Here is a 22,959-nt window from a genome sequence, read left to right as displayed (position 1 = left end):
AGGAGAGGAGGATGCAGGCTGGAAGCCTGCGATCCCAGGAGCAACTCTGCACTCGAGCTTATTCGGCCGGAAACTGGTAGCCCGGCGTCGACTTCGACAGCGCGATCTCCTCGGCGTCCATCTCCGCCTCGATGCCATCGAACAAAGGCGTGGTCATATAGCGCTCCCCCGTATCCGGCAGCATGCATAGGATGACGGAGCCGGCAGGCGCCGTCTCGGCGATCTGACGGGCAACCGCGAAGGTGGCGCCAGCCGAAATACCGACAAAGATGCCTTCCTTCTGGGCCAAAGCCTTGGCCCATTTCACACCCTCGGCACCGGCTATGGGAACGAGTTCGTCGTAGAGATTATTGTCGATCGCTTCCTGCAGCACCTTGGGAATGAAGTCCGGCGTCCAGCCCTGGATCGGATGCGGTTCGAAGGCCGAATGGCCGACAGCCGGCGAGCCATCTGCCGTCCGCTCCTGTTTCTGGCCACTGCCGACCAATTGGGCGTTGGCGGGTTCGCACAGCACGATACGGGTGTCGGGGCGTTCGCGGCGCAGGACCCGTCCAACACCAACCGCCGTGCCGCCCGTTCCGTAGCCGGTGACGAAGACGTCGAGCCGCTTGCCGGCGAAATCGTTGATGATTTCGCGCGCGGTGGTCGCCTCGTGAATGGCGGCATTGGCCTCGGTTTCGAACTGATGGGCCAGGAACCAGCCATTCGCCTCGGCCAGTTCCACCGCCTTGCGATACATGCCGAAACCCTTCTGGGCGCGCGGCGTCAGCACCACCTTGGCGCCGAGCATGCGCATGAGCTTGCGGCGCTCGATCGAGAAACTGTCCGCCATGGTGACGACCAGCGGATAGCCTTTCTGCGCACACACCATGGCAAGGCCGATGCCGGTATTGCCGCTGGTCGCCTCGACCACGGTCATGCCCGGCTTGAGCGCGCCGGTGCGTTCGCCATGCTCGATGATGCTGAGCGCCAGCCTGTCCTTCACCGAGGCGGCCGGGTTGAAGAACTCCGCCTTGACGTAGATCGTGGCATTGGCGGGAGCGAGGTTGTTGATCTTGATGACGGGTGTATCGCCCACCGTCTCCAGGATGCTCTCGAAAAGGCGGCCGCGGCCGGATGTCGTTCTGGATTCGGGCTGTCGTGTCATCTCACCTGCTCCTTGGCTTTCGGTTCGTCGCTTTTTGCAACCGCGTGATAGCATCGAGGCGTGAGCCGCTCGTGAAGAGGTCGAGCAAGGTTTGGATCCTGCTCAGCGCCAGGCGGATATGATCACCATCATCGGCCGATCCCGCTCTTCCGCAAGCGCGGAGTGCTGCGCCAGTTGTTCTTCCGTCGGGCTCCATTCCTCCACGCGCCTGATCACGAAGCCGACATCGATCAAGCTGTTCAGGGTCGTACCCAGGGTCCGATGGTATTTAACGACGCCCTTGGCCAGCCAGTCGGTGGTGCGCTCGCCCTCCACGGAATAGCGATCGACAGGCCAAATCCTCCGCCCCTCCTTGTCGTTCTGCCAACCCGGATTGCTCGGAGCCATATAGATCGGGTGCTCAATGGAGAAGACGAAGCCGGAGCCCGGCCGCAAGCTGTCATGAACAACCCTGGCCAGGCGCTCGAAATCAGCGACATAGTGGAAAGCGAGCGAGCTATAGGCGAAATCGAAACCGGCCGTCGGCAGTTCGAGCGTTTCGAGATCGGCAATCCGATAGTCCGCCTTGGAGCTCGTCGTCATGTCCCGGGCCCGTGCGAGCATTTTCTCGGACAGGTCGAAGCCAAGCGTGCTTGCTGCCCCATGTTCCACAGCCCATCGGCTGAACCAGCCGAACCCGCAGCCGAGATCGAGCACGCGCTTGCCGCCGAGATCGGGAATCAAGGCCCGAATGTCCGGCCATTCCGGGGCTCCTTCCAAACCGTGGACCGAGCGAGGCAATTGGCTGTAGCCGTCGAAAAACGCCGGGCGGTCGTAAATATTCTGCGCCATCGAAATCTCTTCCTTCAATATTCCAATGAGATGCCGCTGCTCCATTCCGATTGGGAAAGGGGCGGACGGGGCAGCTTCAACCGCCACTCTCGACCTCGGCCACGCAATCGGCCAGCAACTCGACGCCCCGCTTGATCTGGCGCATATCCAGGCTGCCATAGCCCATCACCAGGCCGGCCCGATCCGGTTTCGTCGAGCTGCCCGCGGCATAGAGCGGCGACAGAGGATGGAGACCCAGCCCGGCCTGGGTGGCTTTCCGGATCAGTTCCGTCTCCAGCGCCGCCGGAATATGACGGAACCATGCGATGATGTGAAGGCCCGCCTTTGCTCCCCCGACGGCGAGCCTGTCGCCGAAACGATATCGCAATCCCTCGAGCAGGGTATTGCGGCGCTCGGCCATGCGCCGGCGAATGCGGCGGATATGACGTTCATAGGCGCCGTTTTCCAGGAGAGTGGCGAGAGCCTCCTGCTCCAAGGCCGGGCTGTGCCTGTCCATGATCTGCTTGGCGCGCGTGAAAATGGCGGCCAGATTGGAAGGGACCACCAGATAGCCGATCCGCAAGGTGGGCGACAGGGTCTTCGAAACCGTGCCGAGATAGAGAACGTTCTGGCCATTGCCCAGGCCGTACAGCGGCGGCACCGGATTGATATCATAGCGATATTCGCTGTCGTAATCGTCCTCGATCAGATAGGCCTCGCGTGTCCCGGCCCATGCGAGCAGGCGGTGACGCCTTGCTATCGACAGTACGCTGCCGAGAGGAAATTGATGGGAAGGCGTGACATAGGCGAGCCGCGCCGCGACGTGGGCAAGCCGCGACGTGTCCAGCCCATCCTGATCGGCCGCAACCGGTGTGACCTTGCCGCCGGCCGCGGCAAAAATATCCCTCGCCATCGGATAGCAAGGGTTCTCGACGACCACGCCTTGACCGGGGTCGAGCAGCAGGCGGGCACAAAGATCCAATCCCTGCTGGGAACCGTTGACGATGATGATTTGCTCGGCTTCGCAGCGCAGCGTGCGTGCCCGCCAGAGATAACCCTGGAGGGCACGCCGAAGCCGATGAGAACCAGCCGGGTGGCCGTAGGAAAGGCGATCCTGCCTCTGCGCCAGCGCGCCCAGAATGGCGCGCCGCCAGATCGGCGTGGGAAAGTCCGACGCGGCAAGATCGCCATAACGAAAATCGATGCCCGGCCTTACCGAGGGCGCGAGGGAGACCGGCTGAAGGGCGAGGCGCTCGCCATAGCACGAAAGGGGCAGGGGAGCCGGACCCGTCAGCAGGGGCGACGCCGGCGGCGTGCGGTCGAGAACCGCGGCCACCTTCGGCCTGGCGCCCTGCCGGCTGTGGATGAAACCTTCCGCCGACAACTGCTCATAGGCCGAGGTGACGGTCGCTCGCGCCACACCGAGTTCGGATGCCAGGGCGCGCGAGGAGGGCAAGGCGCCATCATCCCCATAAGCCCCTGCCAGGATCTGGGCCCGAAGCACCTCATAGATCTGCCTGGCCCCGGGACCTTGCGTCCGCCCGTTCCGCGTCATCATAACTGGCCTAGCTAAAATTATCTAAACTGGACGTTCTTGTTAAGCCAGTTTGGCCCTATCCTGACAGGAAACCAAGTCGAGTTTTCACGAGCCCTCACAATGTATGTTCCGCCCGCCTTCCGCGAAGACGATCCTGCCATCCTCCATCGCCTGATGCGGGATACGCGCCTGAGTTCCCTGGTGACCGCAACGGCAGCCGGCCCGATCGGCACGCCCTTGCCTCTGTTCTTCGACCCCGCCGAGGGAGAGCATGGCACCCTCTATAGCCATCTAGCCCGGGCCAATCCGCACTGGCAGGCCGAGCCGATCGGCGACGCCATGGCTATCTTCATGGGCGCGGACGCCTATGTCTCGCCCAACTGGTATGCCGCCAAGCAGGAGCACCACAAGGTCGTACCAACCTGGAATTACGAAGCGATCCATGCCTATGGGCCGGTCGAGTTCTTCGATGATCCCCGGCGCCTGCTCGAGGCCGTCACCCGCATCACCAACCTGCATGAGGGGACGATGTCCAAGCCCTGGCAGGTCAGCGATGCGCCACCGGCATTCGTGGAAGCGCAGTTGCGTGGCATCGTCGGCGTGCGCCTGACGGTCCGGCGCCTGGAAGGCAAGCGCAAGCTGAGCCAGAACCGGCCGGCTGCCGATCGCGCCGGTGTCGCGCGCGCACTCGCCGACAGCCCCAATCCCGCTGATCGCCGGATCGCCTCGCTCATTCCCCTCGATCCCACCTGAACGGTGGCTCGATATGAGACTGGGCGCTCCTATGCATGAACGGCACCGCCATGAATGAACAATATCTGGAAACTGCCGCCGATCGCGAGCGGGTTGTCGACACCGCCGAGACGTCCGGCCTCGACGAAAAGGACATCGCCCGCTTCGGGCCCGATCCAAAGGCAAGCTTTGCCGCCAATCTCGCCGACGTAGAACGCAGGATCGCAGCGGCCAGCCTGCGCGCCGGCCGGGAACCGGCCGCGGTGCGGCTTCTTCCCATCACCAAGACCGTGCCTGCTCCGGTTCTACGGCTCGCCTTCGCAGCAGGAATCCACGACTTCGGCGAGAACAAGATCCAGGAGGCACAGAGCAAGCGCGACGCCCTCGCCGACTTGCCGATCGCCTGGAGCATCGTGGGGCATCTGCAGACCAACAAGGTGAAATATCTCGCCCGCTTCGCCCGGGAGTTTCACGCTCTGGACAGCCTGAGGGTCGCCGAGATGCTGGATAGGCGCCTGACCATCGAGGATCGCTTCCTCGACGTCTACGTCCAGGTCAACACGTCGGGAGAGGACAGCAAGTTCGGCCTGCATCCCGATGCCCTGCTCGATTTCGTCGATCGGCTCGGCGACTTTCCGCGCTTGCGCCCCCGTGGGCTGATGACATTGGCTCTTTTCAGCGACGACATGGCGCGCGTGCGCCCCTGTTTTCGTCTGCTGCGTACCCTGCGCGATCGGGCAGTGAAGCGCAATGCGGCCTTGACCGAACTCTCGATGGGCATGTCGGGGGATTTTGAAGCTGCGATCGAGGAGGGGGCAGACGTGGTTCGCGTCGGTCAGGCCATCTTCGGCAAGCGCCCGACACCGGATGGGCATTATTGGCCCGGCTTTGCCCCGGGTTAGAGACGGGTCTGAAGCCAAAACGGCATGACCGGGAGGCGCCGCTCCACGTGGCCTCCTGAGGATTTGCGCGGCCAATGGCAAGGGAAGCAACCGAATCTACACTGTTTGGGCCGTGAATCCGTCTACCTCAAGACGGAGTTCGAACATGCCTGCAGCGCTCGCCATTGCCCAAACCTATTCGGGGCCCTTTGCTGAAGAATTGGCCAGGCTCCAGAAAACCAACCCGGTTGCCGACCCCAAACGCTGGGAACAGGCCAAGCATGATGCGATGGAATTCCTGACCGATTGGGGCGACCAGGTGGCCGAACTCGGCTGGAGCGCCAGCGATCTGTTCGGCCTGCATCCGACCGCGCCGCTTGCGCGTTATGACGCGATGGGGCTGATCTGGTTGCTGCAGGGGCAGGCCGTGGGCGAAATCACCGAGCAAAGTGCCCGCATCGGTGAGACGACTTTCTACAGGGTGGTATGATAGAACCAAATTCGCGGATATGCCGTAGAGGCATCTCGGAATCACGCTGAAGTCACAGGCGGTCGACACACTCGCGCCAGTCAACGGCCACTACCGTAGGAGAGGTCGGCTGACGATAGTACCCCAATAGAACTCGCCCGGCGCATGGAGCGTCGGGCTTTTTTGTGTCAGGAAGCTTAGCGGGTGTGCGTGCTGCATCCCGGATCATTCATGCGCCGGATCGGTTCAACCCGCATAGCGGCGCCGAGGGCGGACTATCACCAGCGATGATGCCGGCCACCATGCCTGCGCCATCCGTCATGCCCGTGCCTTCCGCCATGTCGGCGCCAGCCTTCATGACGACCACGACCCCAGCCGCGATGCAGGCCATTGTCGTGGTGCCGGCGCCAGCCATGCTTGCCCCAGCCATGCCAGCCGATCTGGTCGACTTGAGTTGCGGCGGGAGTACCCAAATGAATCGGAGCAAGGGCTGACGACGGAGCAACGCTGGCAGACAGCGCGCCGACAGCAATGAGAGCCGCGAGAAGAATCTTTTTCATGCAAAATCTCCAGTCGGATTTGACAGGTCTTATATTCCGTTACGTCATATTAATGAATTCTGAATGGTTTCATTATTCGAAACCGATCTCCTCGAATCGCCGGACGGGCGAGGGGGAGGATAGACCCGAAGATGTCTGTAAATTTCCCTACGGGAGGCACGTTACGCCCGAACCAGGCGACGTGTCCATCAGGCCGGATCAACCCCGCGCTTACGGATCCAATCCGCAAGTGCGAGGGCCTTCAACATGTTGATTCACGCGCCGTTTTTCCCCGCCATGTGCAATGCCCCTGCTGTGCAGCATCGGATGAAGCGGTTGTTGTAGGTGGTTCGGGGGCTGTAACGATCCGGCAAGTCACACCATGCCGCACCGGACCCAATGCCCAAAAGAAATCGCTCAGCACACGCCTGCCGTCAACGCGCGGCCCCCTTAGCGGCCCTTGGTCAACTGCAGCTCGATCAAGCGCCATTCAAAGTCGGTAAGGTCATGTCGGCTCATCCCGAGTGTGAATCAGAATTTGCTGCAACATGGAAGAGCCTGTCCGCAGCTAATTGATGTTCGTTGCCCAGTCTCGGAATGTCTCGAGGAGCGACCGAAGGTGGAGGGGCCGCCAGTGCCGTGAAACACGTTGCCCTCCGTCCAGCACGTCCACCAATCGGTTTCATGCTCATAGTTGTGCGCGATCCGATCAAGCGTCCGGCCGTCGCAGTCCGTGCCTGCAAGGTTGATCTCCAGCGACCAGCCCGGATTATCAAGGGTGCTGATCGAGGGGCCGAACCCGTGCTCCCAATCTCCGTCACACGGGGCTTCATACCAGCGGGCAAACCAATCCAGAACGTCCGTCTGGCTACACTATCCGAAATCCGAATCGTACCGGAGTAGAAAGAACGGACCGCTCTCACAAACTCGCCGTCCCCAAATTTATGGGTTCACGGCCTGGTATCTGGCAGGAAAGCAGGCTGGCGCCGAGCGGGGTGAAACTCCCCGCCGGCCCAACAACAGAATCTCCAGTCAACTTACTGGGCGAAATCCGTCGAGCGGGAGACCTCCTCCCAGACAGCCATCTCCGTCTTCATCGTTTCGATCTTGTCCTGGACGAGCTTGAGTGCGTCGCCCCCGAGATAGAGCCGCACCGGCGGATTCTTGGCCGAGACCAGCTTGAGGAGTGCCTGCGCCGCCTTGGCGGGATCACCGGGCTGGTTGCCGTTTTTTGCCTGCCGGGCGGCACGGATCGGATCCATGACCGCGTCGTAGTCAGCCAGGCTGCGCTCGGCACGCACCATCGAACGCCCGGCCCAGTCGGTCCGGAACTGCCCCGGTGCCAACGCCGTCACATGGATGCCAAGCGGCTTCACTTCCTTGCCGAGAGCTTCTGAAATGCCTTCGAGAGCAAACTTGCTGCCGCAGTAATAGGTGATGCCCGGCATGGTGATGAAGCCGCCCATGGAGGTGACGTTGACGATGTGGCCGGAGCGCCGCGCGCGCATGCCCGGCAGCACCGCCTTGATCATCGCGACTGCACCGAACACGTTGGCATCGAACTGGCGGCGCATGTCGTCCAGAGACGATTCCTCCAGGATGCCCTCGTGGCCGTAGCCGGCGTTGTTGACGAGAACATCGATAGGGCCGACCTCGCTCTCCGCCTGGGCGATAGCGTTCGGAACGGCCTCAAAATTCGTCACATCGAGAAGCACGGCATGCGAGCGGCCAGGTGCGAGTGCCTTGAACGCGCCTGCCGCGTCCGCATTGCGAACCGTGCCGATCACACGGTGTCCCGCCGAGAGAGCGCCTTCGGCAAAGGCCTTGCCCAGTCCCGAACTGACGCCGGTAATCATGAAGGTCTTGATGATGCTCATGCCAACTCCTTTCGTGGCGCGCCGTTTGGCTCGCCTTCTTATATCGTGACATTAATTATATATCATGATATAAATTTTCAAGAGACTTGGAAAGCAAGGAACTGAATCGACCATGGCGGAAACAAAGCGGCAGCCTCTAAGGGAAAGAAACCGGCAGCTTGCGCGCGAGGTCGTGCTCGACGCGGCCGAGCGCCTGCTCGAGAGAGGAGAGACAGCGGACTTTTCGATGCGGGCTCTGGCGGAGGAGGCTGGCGTCGGTTTCGCCACGCCGTTCAATCACTTCGGCAGCAAGAATTCGATCATGCAAGCGCTTTCGGCTCGCCTGATCCAGCGGATGGCGGCGCAGTTTCGCGATGAAGCACCCGGCGGCGATGCGATCGACCATGTGTTGGCGATGGGACGGATCAGCGTCGCGCTCTTGCTGGAAAAGCCGGATGTCCACAAGGCGGTGGTGGGATCACTTGGCATCGCCAATTCCGAGCCCGGTCCGGTCCGGCAAAACTCGCGGGAGCTCTGGTCGTTGGCATTGGGGGACTTCGCCGGCGTGGCAGTTGAGCTGAAGGGGATCGCCCAGGCGATGCTCGCGGACCAGCTTGCCTTCAGCTTCCGGGGCTGCGTCTCGTTCTGGATCGCGGGAGAACTTCAAGACGAGGATCTCGATGCCGCTTTCCGGACAGGTGCCTCCACGCTCCTTCTCGGCTTTGCCGACCCGGCGCGCCGCATCGACCTGATCGAGCAGATCAAACGTCTCCAGCGCCCCATGGAAGCGGGCATTTCTTCCTCGGCCGCCCACTGAATTCGGAACGGCCTCATCGTGGCCCGGTCTGCGGGTCTTGACGACCATCCTACCAGAAGGTAGATAGGTCTCATGAGCAATTTGTCGACCACCTCTGACGAGATCCTAGCATGCGCACGGTCACTGATCGTCGCTGGTGGCTACAACGGTTTCAGCTATGCCGATATCGCGGCCGTGGTCGGGATTCGCAAGGCAAGCATCCACCACCATTTCCCAAGCAAGGTCGATTTGGTCCGAACGCTGGTTGCTCGCTATCGGCAAGAAGCCGACACGGGGATGGCAAATCTCGAAACTCACGCATCCGATCCGCTCGAACAGCTTCGCTTCTACACCGGCTATTGGGAAGCCTGCATCGCGGACGCCAGCGCTCCGTTCTGTGTCTGTGCGCTGCTGGCAAGCCAACTCCCGGTCCTGCCCGAGGAAGTTGGCCTGGAGGTCCGGGCGCATTTCCGTTCCCTCTCCAATTGGCTGGAATCCGTGCTGGAGCGCGGCGCGCGGCAGGGCCAACTGCGGCTAACGAGTACCCCTCGTGCCGAGGCCGAAATATTCATGGCAACGGTTCACGGCGCGATGCTCTCGGCGCGGGCCTATGGAGATCCGAAGATATTTGGTGTCGTGACAGGCCCGCTCCTCGAGCGTCTCGCCTCGCGGGCGGGCTGAGCGCCCTCCCGCAATCTGGATCAGATCCTTGAGCCTGCAGGGTTTGTCTTTGAAACTACCTACTAGTTGGAAGTTAGTATTTGAATTTCAAAGGAGACTGAAATGTTTGGAATTTCTCCCATTGGCTGGGTCCATACGCTCGGCAGCTTGCCCGCCATTCCACTGGCCCTGTACATGTTCGTTCGCTACGGACGAATCGTGCCCAGGTCGACAGCCGGCATCGTTTATTTCGTCTCAATGCTGATCGGCGCGGCAACGGCATTCCTCGTCGCACATCAGCCGGTGAGCTACATCATCGGTGCGACAACCATCATATTGCTGGTCGCGGGTTATGGCATTGGGCGACTTCAATGGTTGGGACGTGCCGGGAGATTGATCGAGACGGTCTGCCTGAGCCTGACCGTATTCCTGTTGATGGTGCCAACCGTTACCGAGACCCTGCGTCGCGTTCCAGACGGCCATCCTTTCGTCACCGACTTGAAATCACCACTCCTCCTTGGGGCCCAGGCCAGCCTTCTCGTCATTCTCGTCATCGGCCTGACAGCCCAGATCATCTATCTCAGCAGGCAGGGGAAGATTGCGGCGGGGCAGCATTATTGACATGGCTGATATCGCAGGGGTGCAACCCAGCAGAACGCTGTGGCGACCCTATCGTCAAATCAACGGGTGGGCGGGCAAGATAGAGGCGGGGCGTTTCATCGGTGCGCCCATTAACCATCATTCCACAGCGTCCATCATACCGCGATTGGCAATATCATTTTTCAGACACCGTTCATTTTTGTCTCGCTAATTATGCCCGCATAGCTGGGGGCGGCTTTTCCAGGAGACCATTATGAAGAAGCTTATTTGCGCCGTCGTCCTTTCCATTGCGGCACTTGGCGGGACAACTCTTGCCGCTTCGGCTGCCCCTCGGCATGATTGGCGGCATCCGGGTTTTGATCGCCACCATCATCGTCCCGTCTGCAAGGTCGTGAAGACGAAGACCTTCAAGCATGGCCGGCCGGTATGGGCGACGCGGCGCGTCTGTCGATAGGGGCACCTGCGAACGCCTCAGACGCAAAAACCCCTCCGGTCTGCAGGCCAGAGGGGTAAACGCGCCACCGCAACTCTAGGTCGAATGGGAAAACAGGAGGCCCGGCTTAGGGCTGGGGGGCTGTCTGATTAAAGACCCGGGCCTCCAAGCTTCCATTTCCAAAGAAGCATCCTGATCGTACGGACCCGCTCGCCTCCCAACAATCCATACCTTGGTATGGCGCCGGCCCGTTCACAGCCGGGACGAGGTCGCATGCCTGGAACTAACGACGGGCCAGAGTGTTTAGCTGTAGCTTTGACGCGACGCTAACATGCCCTTCTGGCCGGGCAACCGGCGATCTTGAGAGACTTGCATCATGAATATTTCGTCCAGATTTCGTACGATCGTGGCAGCGGCTGTGGCAACGGCAGGAGTCGGCCTCGCCGGCTCCGCCCATGCCGACAGCGGTACGATCCGCTTTTACGTCTACAAGGCTGCCTTCTTCGTGGGTGGCTCTGGAGGCGAGGGTACGTTGACCTTCCATGGTCGGCGCTATCCCATCTCCGTCGGCGGCATCTCGGGCGGCCTCGCTTTCGGAGCTTCCAAGACCTATTTCCAAGGCAGAGTGCGCAATATTCAGCGCGTCCGGGACGCGACGGGGGTCTACGGCGCGGCAGGCGGCGGCGGTGCGATCGGCAAAGGTGCCCAGGTGATCGTCATGACCAACGGCAAGGGCGCCCGACTTGAACTCTCGGGGAGACAGGTGGGCCTCCAGGTCAACGCCGATATCACCGGTCTCGCCATCACGGTGAAGTAAGAGCCGTTGTGTCGGCGGTCGGCCACGGCCGCTGGCACTGGAATATCAAACCATAGACAAGAGAACTGGCGGAAGGGGTGGGATTCGAACCCACGGTAGACTTGCGCCTACGACGGTTTTCAAGACCGTTGCCTTAAACCACTCGGCCACCCTTCCGCATATTCGCGCCGCTGCAATGAGGTCGCGTGCGAATATGCGCGGTCTAGCAGAGTAGGGGGCTTCGTCAAGGTCTTCCGCGCCGAGAAAGCCGCTTTGATCACTCACGTCGCCGGTGAGGGATGCGCAACCGGCGTGATCAGCCCCTGCGCCACCAGGGCTTTCAAACAGCCATCGACATCGTCGCCAGGGGCGTGTTCCAAGCCGAAAACGACCTGCAGTGATTGCGCGATTGAGGCGCTCGTGGCTTCGCCGTCGCACAGTTCGAACACCGCCGCGGCGGTCAGATTGAGATAGTGCACTTCCTCGCGTCGGGGATCGTAGACGACATAGCCGTCGGGCACCTCGTTGCAGGCCATGTCCGAAGCGCGGCGATAGGTCGTGACGGCTGTATTCATGGCAAGTCCCGGCGGTTGTTCAGCGGTACCCTATCCCAATTCCAGCGAAATCCGATAGACGGGCCTTTGCATCGTCCAGGGAAGAAACACGCTTGACTCACTTAAATTCATCAATTTAATTAAAGAAAGGCGGAATGAACCATAAGCATGAAAAGCCGCCTCTCGAACAACGAGATCCGAGGAGGAACTGTCCGATGGCTTCTGGCCATGATTTCATTGAGGCGGCCTTGATCGAACGCCGCCGCTTCCTGATCGGTTCGGCCCTTGCGGCCGGATCGCTGTTGCTGCCTGCCGGGGCGAGGCGTGCATTCGCGGCGTCCGACCTTCGGTTCGCCAGCTCGATCCGTTCGCTGTCGAATGCCTTTCATGTCGCCTGGGACAAGGGGTCGAAAGCCTATGCGGATACGGTGAGTGCGCCCTATGCGGCCCTGGTGACGGAAGGCAACAGCGAAAAGGGAATAGCCGACATCAAGGCCATGCTGGCCAAGGTCGGCAACAAGCTGGTGCTTGGTGTCGATCCCAACGATGTTCCCGATGCCAGGCCGATCGTGGAGGCCGTCGCCAAGGCTGGAGGCCATGTCGTAACAGTTTGGAATAAGCCGGACGACCTTCACCCCTGGGATTTCGGTGATAACTATGTCGCCCACATGTCGTTCAATGGCGTGCCGGCCGGTGAGCAGACAGCCAAGGCCCTGTTCGACAGTTTCGGCGGCGAGGGCGGCATCGTCGCTCTTGGCGGCATTGCCTCCAACGCGCCGGCCATTCAGCGCAAGCAGGGCCTGATGAATGCCATCAAGGCCAACGGCAAGGTGGAATTGCTCGATTTCCAGGATGCTGACTGGGACTCCACCAAGGCCAACAATGTGGTGGCCGCCTGGATCACGCGCTTTGGCGACAAGATCAAGGGCATATGGGCCGCCAATGACGGCATGGCGGTCGGCGCCCTTGAGGCGCTGCGCGCCGAAGGCCTTGCCGGCAAGGTTCTCGTCACCGGCATCGACGGCACCAAGGATGCGGTCACGGCAATCCGCAACAAGGAGATGGCCGCCACCGTCGACTGGAACCCCTATTGGATCGGCGGCATAGCTCTTTCCCTCGGCTATCATGCCGCCACCGGTGCGTTCTCTCCCTCCAAGGAGCCCAAGGACCATCGCGAATTCTACGGCACCGGCGTCCTGATCACGCAGGCCGATGTCGAGGCCTATTGGAAGACCAATATCGACGAAACCCCCAAGGTCGACTGGAACGACCTGTGGGGCAAGGTTACGGGCCAGATCACTTATTGAGATCTCGCCCGTCGGCGATGCGCGACAGGCAAGGCAAAGTCCCTCCCAACTTTTCCTCGCTAGTGTTCGCGCATCGCCCCTCTTGCAGGGGCAGAGCGGAACTCTCGAACAGAGACAGTCGAAATGGCGATTTCCAGACAATCCCTTGCGCGTGCCGCGCCTGTCCTCGTCCTGCTCGGCCTATGCCTCGGCATCTCGCTGCTGGATGCGCAGTTTCTCACGCTCGGCAATCTCATTCGGGTGACCGCATCGGCGGCAGCGCCCCTGACGCTCGCCCTGGGTGTGACCTTCATCATCCTGATGGGATCGATTGACCTGTCCATCGAGGGATCGATGGCTGTGACGGCCGCGACCCTTTGCGCCTTCGTGGCCAATTCCACCGGCACCGGTTTCAATCTCGGCCTGTTGGCACTGCCCTTGGCGCTCGCGACAGCGGCAGCCTTCGGCTGCATCCTCGGGGTCATCCATGTGGTGATGAAGGTGCCGTCCTTCATGGTCAGCCTCGGCATGGGCTTCGTCGGCACGGGCCTGGCCACGGTCCTGCTCGGCGGCGAGAGGGTGCAGATCCTCGACCCATCGATCCGCGCCTTGGCGCTCTTCCGTCTGGGTGGCATTCCCCTGGCCGTCTATATCGCCGCCGTCATGCTGCTCATCGCCTGGTATGTGCAGGATCATACGCGTCTTGGCCGCCATATCATGGCTTTGGGAGGTGGCGAGGACCTTGCCAGAGCTTCCGGCGTCAATGCAGGACGGGTTCGCATCCTGGCCTTCACCTTGGCCGGCGTCTTCTTCGGTGTCGGGGCCGTCCTGGCCTGCGCGCGGCTCGGGGCCGGCAGCGCCTTGATCGGCAGCGGCCAACTTTTCACGGCGGTCAGTGCCGTCGTGGTGGGCGGAACCGCGCTGACCGGCGGCAAGGGTGGGGTATTCAATACGCTTATCGGCGTCTTGATCGTGATGGTGCTCAACAATGGCATGATCATCATCGGCCTGCCGACCTTCGTGCAGCAGGGTGTGCTCGGCGTGGTGATCATCGGGGCAGTGCTCTTGAATACGCCCCTGCGCGCGCTCTCCGTGGTGAAGTGAGGGCCGAAGCCATGCTCGAACTTATCGGCATCACCAAGCGCTTCGGCAAGGTCGAGGCCCTCAAGAATGTCTCGATCATCGTGAAGGCCGGCGAGGTCGTCGGCCTGGTCGGCGAGAACGGGGCCGGCAAATCGACGCTGATGAAGGTGCTCAACGGCATCAACCAACCCGATGCGGGCGAGATCCGCATTCACGACAAGGTGACGGCGATCGCCGGCCCGAAGGATGCGGCTGCCCGGGGCATCGGCATGGTGTTCCAGGAGCAGTCCCTGATCACCAATTTATCGGTGGCGGAGAACATCTTCCTGGGCAACGAAACCCCGTTCATCCGTTTCGGCCGCATCGACTGGCGGCGCATGGCCGCAGCCGCCACACGCCAACTCGCCAAGGTCGGCCTGGACGTCGATCCCCTGACCGTCACCTCGGAACTCAGCTTCGTGCAGCGCCAGATGGTTGAGCTCGCCAAGGTGCTGACCCTGGAGGAGGCGGTTGAGGGAAGCCTGTGCATCCTGCTCGACGAGCCGACTTCCGTGCTGGAACAGGCGGAGATCGACATCCTTTTCAATGTCATCCGCAAATTGAAGCAGCGGGCCGGCATCATCTTCGTCTCGCATCGGCTCGACGAGGTCATCGACATTTCCGACCGGATCTATGTTCTCAAGGACGGCGTCACCGTCAGCCAGATGACCAAGGACGAGGCGAGCCCGGAACGCATTCACCACCTCATGGTCGGGCGCGCTGCCACGGGCTCCTACTACAAGGAGGAAGGACGGGCGCCGTTCCAGACGGAAATAGCCCTGCAGGCCAGGGGCCTGGCGCGTGCGCGGGCCTATGCCGACATTGATCTCGACCTTCATGTCGGGGAGGTCCTCGCCCTGGTCGGCACCGAGGGGGCCGGCAGCGAGGCCCTGATCCGCAGCCTGTTCGGACTGGAGAAGATTCATCTCGGCAGTGCCCATTATCGCGGACGCAATCTGCGTTTCGTCTCCCCCAGCCAGGCGGTGTCCCTGGGGCTCGGCTATGTCCCGCGCGAGCGCAAGTTCGAGGGCATCGTCGAGGAAATGTCGGTCGAGGAGAACATCAGCCTCGCTCATCTCAGGGGCATGAGCCGCTTCGGTATCTTGAAATTCGGCGAGATCGGCCGCGCAACGCGCAGCCTCATCGACCGCATGCGGATCAAGACGCCGAGCGGCGATACGCTTTGCGCCAATTTGTCGGGAGGCAATCAGCAGAAGGTCGTGCTGGCGAAATGGTACAATGCCGGTGCTCGCATCTTCCTGCTAGACCATCCCACACGCGGCCTCGATGTGGGCGCCAAGGAGGATGTCTACGGCCTGATCCGGGAGCTTTGCGCCAATGGCTGTTCGGTCATCCTGATCGGCGACACCCTGGAGGAGGCGCTCGGGCTCGCTCACACCATCATCGTGATGAAGGACGGGCGCCGGACGGCACACTTCGACACGATGGCGGTTCCGCCGCCTGAACCGCTCGACCTCATCCGGCACATGGTGTGAAGCATGATACGCCTGCGTTTCCTCGCGCCCTATCTGCCCTGGATCGCCCTGATCCTCGCCATCCTCGTCGTGGGTGCGTTCGACGCGCGCTTTCTCGATCCCATGACGCTGATCGGCCTGATGGCGGACAATGCCACCCTGTTCGTGATGGCTCTCGGCATGACCTTCGTGATCTATGTCGGATCGGTCGATCTGTCGATGCAATCGGTGGCCGCCATCGCCTCCATCGTGCTCGCTCTGCTACTGCCGGGACACGGCCTGATCGCCATTCCGGCCGCCATCCTCATCGGGGGGGTGTTCGGCCTGCTCTCGGGGTTCGTGCATGGCAAGCTGCGCATTCCCAGCTTCGTCGCCACCCTCGCCGCGGGAGGTATAGCGGCGACGACGGCTCTTTGGATTTCGGGCCAGCGGGCGATCGGCATCCCCGGCGAAATCCGCGGCGACGCCCTGAGCTGGATCATTGGCTCCACGCTCGGCCTGCCCAACGAAATCTGGGTCAGTCTCGTTATCTTTGTCCTGGCCTTTGTGCTGGAGCAGGCAACGCCCTTCGGAAAGAGGATGAAGGCCGTCGGCTGCAGCGAACCCGCCGCAACCGTCTCGGGCATCCGTGTCGTCAGGATCAAATTGGCCGTCTTTGCCCTGGCTGGTGCCTTTGCCGCCATGTCCGGCGTCATGCTCGCGGCTCGTCTGTCAAGCGGAACACCCACCATCGCCAACGAATTCCTGCTCCCCGCCATTGCCGCGGTCGTGCTGGGCGGCACCTCGCTGACCGGCGGTAATGGCGGGGTTCTGCGAACGCTGGCGGGGACCATGCTGATCGCCGTGTTTCGCACGGGCATGACCTTCGTCGGGGTCAATGCTCTCGCGCAACAGATCGTCTTCGGCACGATCCTGATCCTGGCCGTCTGCCTCAACAGCGGTCATGCGCCCAAGGGCGTGATGAAATAGCCACCACTACATAGGAAAAACGATGCTCGAGAAATTTCGTCTGGACGGCAAGACCGCACTTATCACTGGGGGCAATCGCGGCATTGGGCTCTCCATCGCACACGCCTTGGGTGAGGCCGGAGCAAAGCTCCTGATTTCAGGGCGAAGCAAGGTCGAGGAGGCCGAGCAGGGTCTGGCCGATGCCGGCTATGATGTTGCCTTTGTCCAGGCCGACATTCGCGACCCGGCCGCGCCGCAGCGCCTCGTCGATGCGGCTCTCACACGCTGGGGCCAGCTCGACATTCTCGTCAACAATGCCGGCGTTGCCAGCCACGGCGATACCCCCGATTTCGACGAGGAGCGCTGGCGCCAGGTGATGGACACCAATGTCGATGCCGTCTTTCGCGGCTGCCGCGCGGCTCTCGTACCGATGCGCAAGCAAGGCAGCGGCGCGATCGTGAATGTAGGCTCGATTTCCGGGTTCATTTCCAATGTGCCGCAGAACCAGGTTGCCTATAACGCCTCCAAGGCTGCGGTTCACATGATGACGAAGAGCCTGGCCAGCGAGTTCGCCGCCGAGAACATCCGCATCAACGCGGTTGCGCCCGGCTATATCGATACCAACATGTCACGCGGCGGCATCGAAAACCCCGACTGGTTCCCGATCTGGCGCGATATGACCCCGATGGCCAGGGTTGGGACGCCCGACGAAGTTGCCGCTTGCGTGCTGTTCCTGTGCGCGCCGGCTTCGAGCTATGTCACCGGTGAGGTTCTGGTCGTGGACGGCGGCTATCTGACCCGCTGACCCCGCTCGTCTTCTCGGCCATGGAAAGGACTGGACCATCGAGGCGACATCCAGAGCAAAGCGCGCTTGAACGCAAACACCTCTTTGCTCTAGTTCATTGTTTCCGAGCCAATCCAATGGATTGGCATGAGCGTCTTTGCGATTTTGGGCGATTCCGCCGAGTCGCAAAGCGCTTTAGGGTCTAAACAAGGCATGTCTCGTTGGGCAGGGCTGAAGTCCTGTCGGCATTGGTCGCGTCATGAATGAGTCCAACCGGGAAAGACCGGTCCCATCGTCCGCCGGGCGACGCAGGCAGCGAGGCTACAATGCCTCGCGGGTCGGCGACCTCAATCGGGGCCTGGTCATTGAGGGCATTCGGCAATCGCCCGGGATCGGGCGCACGCATCTTGCCACTGAGACGGGCCTGACGCCTTCGGCCATCACCCAGATCGTCGCTGCGCTGATGGAAGAGGGGCTGGTGGCGGAGGTCGCGGCCACACCGGCGGCGGATCGTGCCGGGCGTCCACGCCTGGGTCAGCCTATCCGTGGATTGCGCCTCATCTCGGGTTACGCCGCCACGATCGGCCTGCACTTCGATCACGAGTTTGCCCGGGCCGTGCTCGTCGATGTTGCCGGCAACATCATCGCGCATGAGAAAGAGCAGTTGCGCATCGAGGAACCCGAACCGTCCACGCATTTGCTCGCTACGCTGTTCTCCCGCCTCGATGCCCATCCGATGCGCCCCAAAAAGCTGCTTGGCGTCGGCGTCTCGGTCATGGGGCCGGTCGATCACGACAGGGGGGCAGTCGGGCAATCGAGCCAATACCCCGCCTGGCGCAACTATCCCTTCGAAAAGGCATTGTCTGACCTGATCGGACACGATGTCTTCATCGCGATCAACGGGGCGGCGGCCGGCCTGGGGGAATATTGGTTTGGCGGCGGCCATCATCTGCCCAGCTATATCTATGCCTTTGTCGGTTATGGCCTGGGCGGCGCCCTGATCTTCAACCGGCGGGCCGTACGCGGCTCCTACGGCAATGCCGGCGAGATCGGCCACATCCATACCTATCCGAACGGCGAGATCTGCTATTGCGGTGCCCGCGGTTGCCTGGAAACCGTGGTGTCGTTGCGCGGGCTGGCGCGTTTCCTGGGCAAGCCCAATGTCGAGTCCCTGGATTTTTCCGCGCCGGGCTTTTGTGACGATCCCGATCTCGGCCGCTGGGTCGAGCAGGCGGGTACCGATCTCGGCCGCGCCTTGACCAGCGTGTCCAACATCGTCGACATCTCAAACGTCCTGATGAGCGGGCTGCTGCCCGAATCCGTGCTGGGACGCCTCGTCGAGCGCACGCGCCGCACAGTCGCCGCCTATCAGATGAATGCGCGGCCCAAACCCATCGTGTTGGAGCGGGCGCAGGCACCGAGCGACCTTGTCGCTGCCCTCGGTGCTGCTGCCATGCCACTTTACGGCAATCTGTTCTGACGCTTCCGGCGCCAGGCTCACCATTCTAGTTCTGCATGGCCTCCTGCTGGGCCTGGATCACGGTGGTCTTGGCCAGCGCTCGCTCCTGGGTGCGGGCCAGGGCCTCTTCGCTGAAGATGCGGAAGCCGAGATCCGGGCGGTAGCCATGGATCTCGTGCACGTCGAGGGCCGACATGAACTGGAGGATCTCCATGCTGATGACCTGGCCGGGCACCAGGATTGGGAAACCGGGCGGGTAGGGGATCACGAACAAAGCCGAGACGAGCTCGCGTCCCGCCTGGATCGCCCGGGAGGCCTCCATCATGTTCACATACTCGCAATTGCTGTCGTCATAGGACAGGAAGAAGGCGCTGCGGATGTCGCCATTGCGGGTCTGCGTGTTGCTGGCGAGATTGTCGCCGCGGAAAGCCCGGTGGAAGCTGGAGAAATCCGGCAAGGGCGGATGTTCGAGCGTCAAGGATCGCACCTTCTTGGCGTGGATGCGCCGCTCGATACTGCTCATGTCCGCGGCGCTGCGGTCGAGATCGCGCGCGATCTTGACCAGTACCTCGATCAGATAGGCCACCGCCGAGCGCGTCGAGCCGATATTGGTCATGAACAGGACAGTGTTGCGCGAGGTCTTGTTGATCTGGATGCCGTATTTGTCCATCAACTCCTTGTTCTTGAAGGTGTCGCCGTCGAGGCCGGTGGCGCCGATCGCCAGTGTCGCCCGGGTCGGGTCGAGCGCGAACTCGTCGGTGCGCCAGGCCAGCTCGAAATTGTTCCAGCCCGTCTCCTCGTTGAAATAGCTCTCGACGCCGGATTCCCGGTGCTGCAGCGGCACGAGGTCGCCGACCGCCAGGAAGCGGAAATAGCGCTTGAGCAGAGGATGCGCCTGCACCTGGTCGCGCAGGTTCATCGCCAGTTCGAGCTGGCGCTGCACCAGTTCATAGCCCTCGAGCTCCACCTGTCGCCGGCCGACATCGAGCGAGGCGAGGATCTGGTAGTTCGGCGAAGTAGAGGTATGGGTCATATAGGCTTCGTGGAAGGCCTCCTCCGCCTTGTCCCGGAAATCCTGGTCCCAGACATGGATCATCGAGCCCTGGCGCAGGGCCGTCAGGGTTTTGTGGGTCGAGTGGGTAGCGTAGGTGCGTATGCGCACCTTGTCGGGATCGGGGATCAGCTGCCGTTCGAGCAACGCCTCCTCGTCATCCCAATTGACGCTGGCGGCGAACTCCTCGTAGCGCTTGGCATAGGCCGGATCCTTGAACATCTCGGTAAGGCGCGCCGCCGTGGCCATGGCAGTGCGCGGGCGATAGACCGGATGGCAGCGCGCGAAGGCAAACCAGGCCTCGTCCCACAAGAAGACAAGATCCGGCTTGATCGCCAGGCATTCCAGCATCACGCGTTCGACATCGTAGACGATGCCGTCGAAGGTGCAGTTGGTCAAAAGCACCATGCGCACCCGGTCCAGCGTACCGGCGCGCTTGAAGCTCAGCAGCGTTTCCTTGATGTGGCGGATCGGCACGGCGCCATACATCGAATATTGGTCGAGCGGGTAGGAGTCGAGATAGGCGACCTGTGCCCCCGCCAGCACCAGGCCGTAATGGTGCGATTTGTGGCAGTTGCGATCGACCAGCACGATATCGTCGGGCCGCACCAGGGCTTGCACCACGATCTTGTTGCAGGTCGAGGTGCCGTTGGTGGCGAAATAGGTACGGCGGGCGCCGAAGGCCCGCGCGGCATGTTCCTGGGCAATCTTGAGGGGACCGACCGGATCGAGCAGGGAATCGAGGCCACCCGAGGTCGCCGACGTCTCGGCCATGAACAGGTTCATGCCGTAGAATTGCAAGAGGTCCCCGATCCAGCTCGAATTGAGGATCGCCTTGCCACGGGCAAGGGGCAAGGCGTGGAATACGCCGGTCGGCTGCTTGGCATAATCCCGCAGCGCGTCAAAGAAGGGGGTGTGGTAGCGCTCTCCGACTCCCTGCATGATGGCGCCATAGAGTTCGACATGGTCCTCTTCGCCGAAGAAGATGCGCTTGAACACTTCGCCGGCGGTCGCCGCGATATCCTCCACCTTCATGTCTGTAACCAGATAGAGGTCGAGCTCCGGGCGCAATCGAGCGATCTGGCGGCCAAGCAAGGGGCCGCGCTCGAATTCGGGTATGGTTTCGATGCCGTCCTGAACACCGTCGAGGAAGCGGCGCAGCATATCGTCGCTGTAGATCGAACGAAAAGGAAAGCCGTGGCGGATCACCACCGCCTGCAGGTTGAAGTTCACCAGCGTGGCGATCAGGGCGTCTTCGAAACTGGGCACGATGACGATGTCGAAGATGAACTCATCCTCGGCATGGCGCTTGCGCTGAACGCGCCGGCGTAGCGCCGCCTCTTCGCTGGCCGACATCTCGTCGACGATGAGCACTTCGAAATAGGGGCGCGACAACTGTGCCTGACGTTCGCTTTCGGTCTCGATCTGCGAGGGCAGTTCGCCATCGCCCTCGAGCGAGCTTGCCTCATGCCGATAGGTCCGGGCTACCAGCACGCGATGGATGCGGCGTGCCGTTTGATGCGCACGCGCCAACTCGCCCCGTTCAATCCAGTTGCACAGATCGGCGAAGACCCGGCCCCCCGGAAAGGCCCAATAGCTTTCGATCGGGGAGAGGGCGGCAATCAGCTCGCTGATATGGGTCAGGCGGGACTGGCGTTCGGGATGGTCGGGAGGAAGGGCTACCAGTCGGCTCAGATCGTCGACGAGGCCGATCCAGCTTTCAGAGCGCATTTCCCAGACGCTGCGATGACGGCTTAGCGCGTTCTTGCTTTTGTCGAACGAGGCCCCGGCATTCATATGTTCCTCCAACGCATTATCGTTATACTTTGTGATTTCTTCCGCGAGAGGTGGTAGCGGACATCGTAGGTTGGTTTTTGAGAGATATGCTTTGGACTTCGCCCAAGCACATCCCTTCATCAACCGCCGCGCCCGTCACGCATCGTCGAAGATACTGATCGGCTCAATTTCGATTCTGACGGCCAATCCTCCCCGGATCTCTTGATACTGGCAGGTAGCTTACAGTCACCGGGATGTCGCACAAGCGGATTTCAGTGCGGAGCCGAGCTATTTCGCCAGAGATGATGGGGTATTCATTCATCTTCCGCACAGGCAGGTACCATAGGACGGCGGGATAAAGGCCGGCACCCGACCATGCGGTAAAAGGAAGGAAAACGGGTATCTCCATGCCAACGACGATTGCCCGAACTGCCGGCAGAACTCTCTTCGGAGAGAATGCGCGCGCCTATGCTGCTTTCAGGCCTGACTATCCCGATCGCATCTTTGAGATCCTCGAGACCCGTTGCCGGGTGGGTGAGAGCAAGAGCGTGTTCGAGATTGGGCCAGGAACCGGTCTGGCGACCGTTCCATTGCTCGCCATGGGCTGCCGAGTGACGGCTGTCGAGCCGGATGCGAGGCTGGCAGCGTTTCTCGTCGATAGCCAGAACGCGCATGCAGACAGGCTGAACGTGCAGACTGTTACGTTCGAAGAGGCTATTATGCCGGCCGCCTCCTTCGATCTTGGCATTGCCGCAACCTCCCTCCACTGGATCGAGCCCGGCCAGGCCCTGGCTAAAGCATTCCACCTTCTGCGTCCCGGCGGGCATTGGGCGATGTGGTGGAACATCTTCGGAGACCCGGATGAAGCCGACGCGTTCCATCAACGCACGCACGCGCTGTTCGAGCGATTGCAGAAAAGTCCCTCGCATGGCGACGGGCCGAAAGGGCATTTCGGCCTCGACAGGAAGCACCGTATTGCCGAGCTCGAACAAGCGGGTTTTGAGTCCATCATTGCCGAGGAGGTGCGCTGGCGGCCCGTTTTGAACAAGCAGCAAATCCTTGGGCTGACAGCCACCTTTTCTCCCGTCGCCCGACTGCCGGAAATTGAACGCCAGGCGTTCCTTGACCGCATCGGAGCCATTGTCGACGAGGAGTTCGGGGGCAGGGTGATGCGGCATTTCATGACGGCCATCTACACCGCGAGGCGACCTTGAAAGGCGCTTCACCTGTTGCCGTATGATCGTTGCG

Annotated in this window: 22 protein-coding genes, 1 tRNA gene and 1 pseudogene; 14 read left to right on the top strand and 10 right to left on the bottom strand. The window is 61.7% G+C overall.

Translation table 11 applies throughout. The features are described 5' to 3' along the window. Window positions 1–58 precede the first annotated feature (58 nt). From AB4037_RS12690 to pdxR, 3 genes are all read right to left on the bottom strand, one after another. A complete protein-coding gene (locus AB4037_RS12690) occupies window positions 59–1,147 on the bottom strand; it encodes a PLP-dependent cysteine synthase family protein (RefSeq protein WP_441771758.1) in 1,089 nt (362 codons plus the stop codon). A gap of 102 nt (window positions 1,148–1,249) precedes the next feature. Continuing rightward, window positions 1,250–1,978: a class I SAM-dependent methyltransferase gene (locus AB4037_RS12685; RefSeq protein WP_434956487.1), complete on the bottom strand. Its 729-nt coding sequence runs from the start codon at window positions 1,976–1,978 to the stop codon at window positions 1,250–1,252. Between the two features lie 76 nt (window positions 1,979–2,054). Beyond that, a complete protein-coding gene (pdxR, locus tag AB4037_RS12680) occupies window positions 2,055–3,515 on the bottom strand; it encodes a MocR-like pyridoxine biosynthesis transcription factor PdxR (protein ID WP_441771757.1) in 1,461 nt (486 codons plus the stop codon). Between the two features lie 99 nt (window positions 3,516–3,614). Here pdxR and AB4037_RS12675 point away from each other — a divergent pair, with 99 nt between their 5' ends. From AB4037_RS12675 to AB4037_RS12665, 3 genes are all read left to right on the top strand, one after another. Further along, window positions 3,615–4,247 carry an FMN-binding negative transcriptional regulator gene (locus AB4037_RS12675; RefSeq protein ID WP_441771756.1) on the top strand — a complete coding sequence of 211 codons (633 nt, stop codon included), beginning with the start codon at window positions 3,615–3,617 and terminating at the stop codon, window positions 4,245–4,247. 35 nt (window positions 4,248–4,282) lie between these two features. Next, window positions 4,283–5,128, top strand: coding sequence for a YggS family pyridoxal phosphate-dependent enzyme (locus tag AB4037_RS12670; RefSeq protein WP_441771755.1), 846 nt, complete (start codon window positions 4,283–4,285; stop codon window positions 5,126–5,128). A gap of 145 nt (window positions 5,129–5,273) precedes the next feature. Further along, a complete protein-coding gene (locus AB4037_RS12665) occupies window positions 5,274–5,597 on the top strand; it encodes a hypothetical protein (RefSeq protein WP_434956483.1) in 324 nt (107 codons plus the stop codon). A 208-nt stretch (window positions 5,598–5,805) separates the two neighbouring features. Here the strand turns inward: AB4037_RS12665 and AB4037_RS12660 are convergent, their stop codons facing one another. The 4 genes and pseudogenes from AB4037_RS12660 to AB4037_RS12645 all read right to left on the bottom strand — a co-directional run bounded on the left by AB4037_RS12660 (window position 5,806) and on the right by AB4037_RS12645 (window position 7,992). After that, complete coding sequence (locus AB4037_RS12660) at window positions 5,806–6,006, bottom strand: hypothetical protein (protein ID WP_434956482.1); 201 nt, start codon at window positions 6,004–6,006, stop codon at window positions 5,806–5,808. A 417-nt stretch (window positions 6,007–6,423) separates the two neighbouring features. Further along, window positions 6,424–6,634: pseudogene (locus AB4037_RS12655) on the bottom strand (transposase); the annotation flags it as partial. Between the two features lie 12 nt (window positions 6,635–6,646). Continuing rightward, window positions 6,647–6,970 (bottom strand): Imm53 family immunity protein, encoded by a 324-nt coding sequence (locus AB4037_RS12650; protein ID WP_441771913.1) that lies wholly within the window; start codon window positions 6,968–6,970, stop codon window positions 6,647–6,649. Window positions 6,971–7,152: 182 nt separating this feature from the next. After that, on the bottom strand, window positions 7,153–7,992 hold the full coding sequence (locus tag AB4037_RS12645; protein ID WP_441771754.1) for an oxidoreductase: 840 nt from the start codon (window positions 7,990–7,992) through the stop codon (window positions 7,153–7,155). Window positions 7,993–8,164: 172 nt separating this feature from the next. Between AB4037_RS12645 and AB4037_RS12640 the strand changes: the two genes are divergently transcribed. From AB4037_RS12640 to AB4037_RS12625, 4 genes are all read left to right on the top strand, one after another. Beyond that, window positions 8,165–8,788 (top strand): TetR/AcrR family transcriptional regulator, encoded by a 624-nt coding sequence (locus tag AB4037_RS12640; protein WP_441771753.1) that lies wholly within the window; start codon window positions 8,165–8,167, stop codon window positions 8,786–8,788. Between the two features lie 72 nt (window positions 8,789–8,860). After that, entirely contained in the window at window positions 8,861–9,448 is a 588-nt protein-coding gene (locus AB4037_RS12635; protein ID WP_434956478.1) for a TetR/AcrR family transcriptional regulator, read from the top strand. 102 nt (window positions 9,449–9,550) lie between these two features. Then, complete coding sequence (locus tag AB4037_RS12630) at window positions 9,551–10,048, top strand: hypothetical protein (RefSeq protein ID WP_441771752.1); 498 nt, start codon at window positions 9,551–9,553, stop codon at window positions 10,046–10,048. 788 nt (window positions 10,049–10,836) lie between these two features. Then, on the top strand, window positions 10,837–11,277 hold the full coding sequence (locus AB4037_RS12625; RefSeq protein WP_434956476.1) for a hypothetical protein: 441 nt from the start codon (window positions 10,837–10,839) through the stop codon (window positions 11,275–11,277). Window positions 11,278–11,343: 66 nt separating this feature from the next. Here AB4037_RS12625 and AB4037_RS12620 read toward each other — a convergent pair. Further along, window positions 11,344–11,433: transfer RNA gene (locus tag AB4037_RS12620), tRNA-Ser, on the bottom strand. 104 nt (window positions 11,434–11,537) lie between these two features. Beyond that, complete coding sequence (locus tag AB4037_RS12615) at window positions 11,538–11,831, bottom strand: PqqD family protein (RefSeq protein WP_441771751.1); 294 nt, start codon at window positions 11,829–11,831, stop codon at window positions 11,538–11,540. Window positions 11,832–12,025: 194 nt separating this feature from the next. Here AB4037_RS12615 and AB4037_RS12610 point away from each other — a divergent pair, with 194 nt between their 5' ends. The 6 genes from AB4037_RS12610 to AB4037_RS12585 all read left to right on the top strand — a co-directional run bounded on the left by AB4037_RS12610 (window position 12,026) and on the right by AB4037_RS12585 (window position 18,905). Next, entirely contained in the window at window positions 12,026–13,117 is a 1,092-nt protein-coding gene (locus tag AB4037_RS12610; RefSeq protein WP_441771750.1) for a sugar ABC transporter substrate-binding protein, read from the top strand. A 123-nt stretch (window positions 13,118–13,240) separates the two neighbouring features. Further along, window positions 13,241–14,200 carry an ABC transporter permease gene (locus tag AB4037_RS12605; RefSeq protein WP_434956473.1) on the top strand — a complete coding sequence of 320 codons (960 nt, stop codon included), beginning with the start codon at window positions 13,241–13,243 and terminating at the stop codon, window positions 14,198–14,200. A gap of 11 nt (window positions 14,201–14,211) precedes the next feature. After that, complete coding sequence (locus AB4037_RS12600; protein ID WP_441771749.1) at window positions 14,212–15,714, top strand: sugar ABC transporter ATP-binding protein; 1,503 nt, start codon at window positions 14,212–14,214, stop codon at window positions 15,712–15,714. Window positions 15,715–15,717: 3 nt separating this feature from the next. Further along, complete coding sequence (locus tag AB4037_RS12595; RefSeq protein WP_441771748.1) at window positions 15,718–16,662, top strand: ABC transporter permease; 945 nt, start codon at window positions 15,718–15,720, stop codon at window positions 16,660–16,662. Between the two features lie 22 nt (window positions 16,663–16,684). Then, window positions 16,685–17,446, top strand: coding sequence for an SDR family NAD(P)-dependent oxidoreductase (locus tag AB4037_RS12590; RefSeq protein WP_441771747.1), 762 nt, complete (start codon window positions 16,685–16,687; stop codon window positions 17,444–17,446). A 238-nt stretch (window positions 17,447–17,684) separates the two neighbouring features. After that, window positions 17,685–18,905 (top strand): ROK family transcriptional regulator, encoded by a 1,221-nt coding sequence (locus AB4037_RS12585; RefSeq protein ID WP_441771746.1) that lies wholly within the window; start codon window positions 17,685–17,687, stop codon window positions 18,903–18,905. A gap of 25 nt (window positions 18,906–18,930) precedes the next feature. On the opposite strand, the gene AB4037_RS12580 is transcribed toward AB4037_RS12585, so the two are convergent. Continuing rightward, window positions 18,931–21,732, bottom strand: a complete 2,802-nt coding sequence (locus AB4037_RS12580) for an aminotransferase class I/II-fold pyridoxal phosphate-dependent enzyme (protein ID WP_441771745.1) — start codon at window positions 21,730–21,732, stop codon at window positions 18,931–18,933. Between the two features lie 386 nt (window positions 21,733–22,118). Between AB4037_RS12580 and AB4037_RS12575 the strand changes: the two genes are divergently transcribed. Next, the gene (locus AB4037_RS12575; RefSeq protein ID WP_441771744.1) at window positions 22,119–22,925 is read left to right on the top strand and encodes a class I SAM-dependent methyltransferase; all 807 of its coding nucleotides are present in this window, start codon (window positions 22,119–22,121) and stop codon (window positions 22,923–22,925) included. Window positions 22,926–22,959 lie beyond the last annotated feature (34 nt).

The organism is Labrys sp. KB_33_2, assembly GCF_052114505.1.
Classification (GTDB): Bacteria; Pseudomonadota; Alphaproteobacteria; order Rhizobiales; family Labraceae; genus Labrys.
Note: the sequence above shows the minus strand (reverse complement) of the source record. Positions and strands in the feature narration are given on the sequence as shown.

Bases quoted from the DNA above. Each gene is read 5' to 3' on its own strand.
- AB4037_RS12595 (WP_441771748.1), top strand. From the start codon at position 15,718: ATGATACGCCTGCGTTTCCTCGCGCCCTATCTGCCCTGGATCGCCCTG.
- AB4037_RS12665 (WP_434956483.1), top strand. From the start codon at position 5,274: ATGCCTGCAGCGCTCGCCATTGCCCAAACCTATTCGGGGCCCTTTGCT.
- pdxR (WP_441771757.1), bottom strand. From the start codon at position 3,515: ATGATGACGCGGAACGGGCGGACGCAAGGTCCCGGGGCCAGGCAGATC.
- AB4037_RS12575 (WP_441771744.1), top strand. From the start codon at position 22,119: ATGCCAACGACGATTGCCCGAACTGCCGGCAGAACTCTCTTCGGAGAG.
- AB4037_RS12630 (WP_441771752.1), top strand. From the start codon at position 9,551: ATGTTTGGAATTTCTCCCATTGGCTGGGTCCATACGCTCGGCAGCTTG.
- AB4037_RS12690 (WP_441771758.1), bottom strand. From the start codon at position 1,147: ATGACACGACAGCCCGAATCCAGAACGACATCCGGCCGCGGCCGCCTT.
- AB4037_RS12660 (WP_434956482.1), bottom strand. From the start codon at position 6,006: ATGGCTGGGGCAAGCATGGCTGGCGCCGGCACCACGACAATGGCCTGC.
- AB4037_RS12580 (WP_441771745.1), bottom strand. From the start codon at position 21,732: ATGAATGCCGGGGCCTCGTTCGACAAAAGCAAGAACGCGCTAAGCCGT.
- AB4037_RS12585 (WP_441771746.1), top strand. From the start codon at position 17,685: ATGAATGAGTCCAACCGGGAAAGACCGGTCCCATCGTCCGCCGGGCGA.
- AB4037_RS12685 (WP_434956487.1), bottom strand. From the start codon at position 1,978: ATGGCGCAGAATATTTACGACCGCCCGGCGTTTTTCGACGGCTACAGC.
- AB4037_RS12615 (WP_441771751.1), bottom strand. From the start codon at position 11,831: ATGAATACAGCCGTCACGACCTATCGCCGCGCTTCGGACATGGCCTGC.
- AB4037_RS12600 (WP_441771749.1), top strand. From the start codon at position 14,212: ATGCTCGAACTTATCGGCATCACCAAGCGCTTCGGCAAGGTCGAGGCC.
- AB4037_RS12625 (WP_434956476.1), top strand. From the start codon at position 10,837: ATGAATATTTCGTCCAGATTTCGTACGATCGTGGCAGCGGCTGTGGCA.
- AB4037_RS12605 (WP_434956473.1), top strand. From the start codon at position 13,241: ATGGCGATTTCCAGACAATCCCTTGCGCGTGCCGCGCCTGTCCTCGTC.
- AB4037_RS12645 (WP_441771754.1), bottom strand. From the start codon at position 7,992: ATGAGCATCATCAAGACCTTCATGATTACCGGCGTCAGTTCGGGACTG.
- AB4037_RS12610 (WP_441771750.1), top strand. From the start codon at position 12,026: ATGGCTTCTGGCCATGATTTCATTGAGGCGGCCTTGATCGAACGCCGC.
- AB4037_RS12675 (WP_441771756.1), top strand. From the start codon at position 3,615: ATGTATGTTCCGCCCGCCTTCCGCGAAGACGATCCTGCCATCCTCCAT.
- AB4037_RS12590 (WP_441771747.1), top strand. From the start codon at position 16,685: ATGCTCGAGAAATTTCGTCTGGACGGCAAGACCGCACTTATCACTGGG.
- AB4037_RS12635 (WP_434956478.1), top strand. From the start codon at position 8,861: ATGAGCAATTTGTCGACCACCTCTGACGAGATCCTAGCATGCGCACGG.
- AB4037_RS12670 (WP_441771755.1), top strand. From the start codon at position 4,283: ATGAACGGCACCGCCATGAATGAACAATATCTGGAAACTGCCGCCGAT.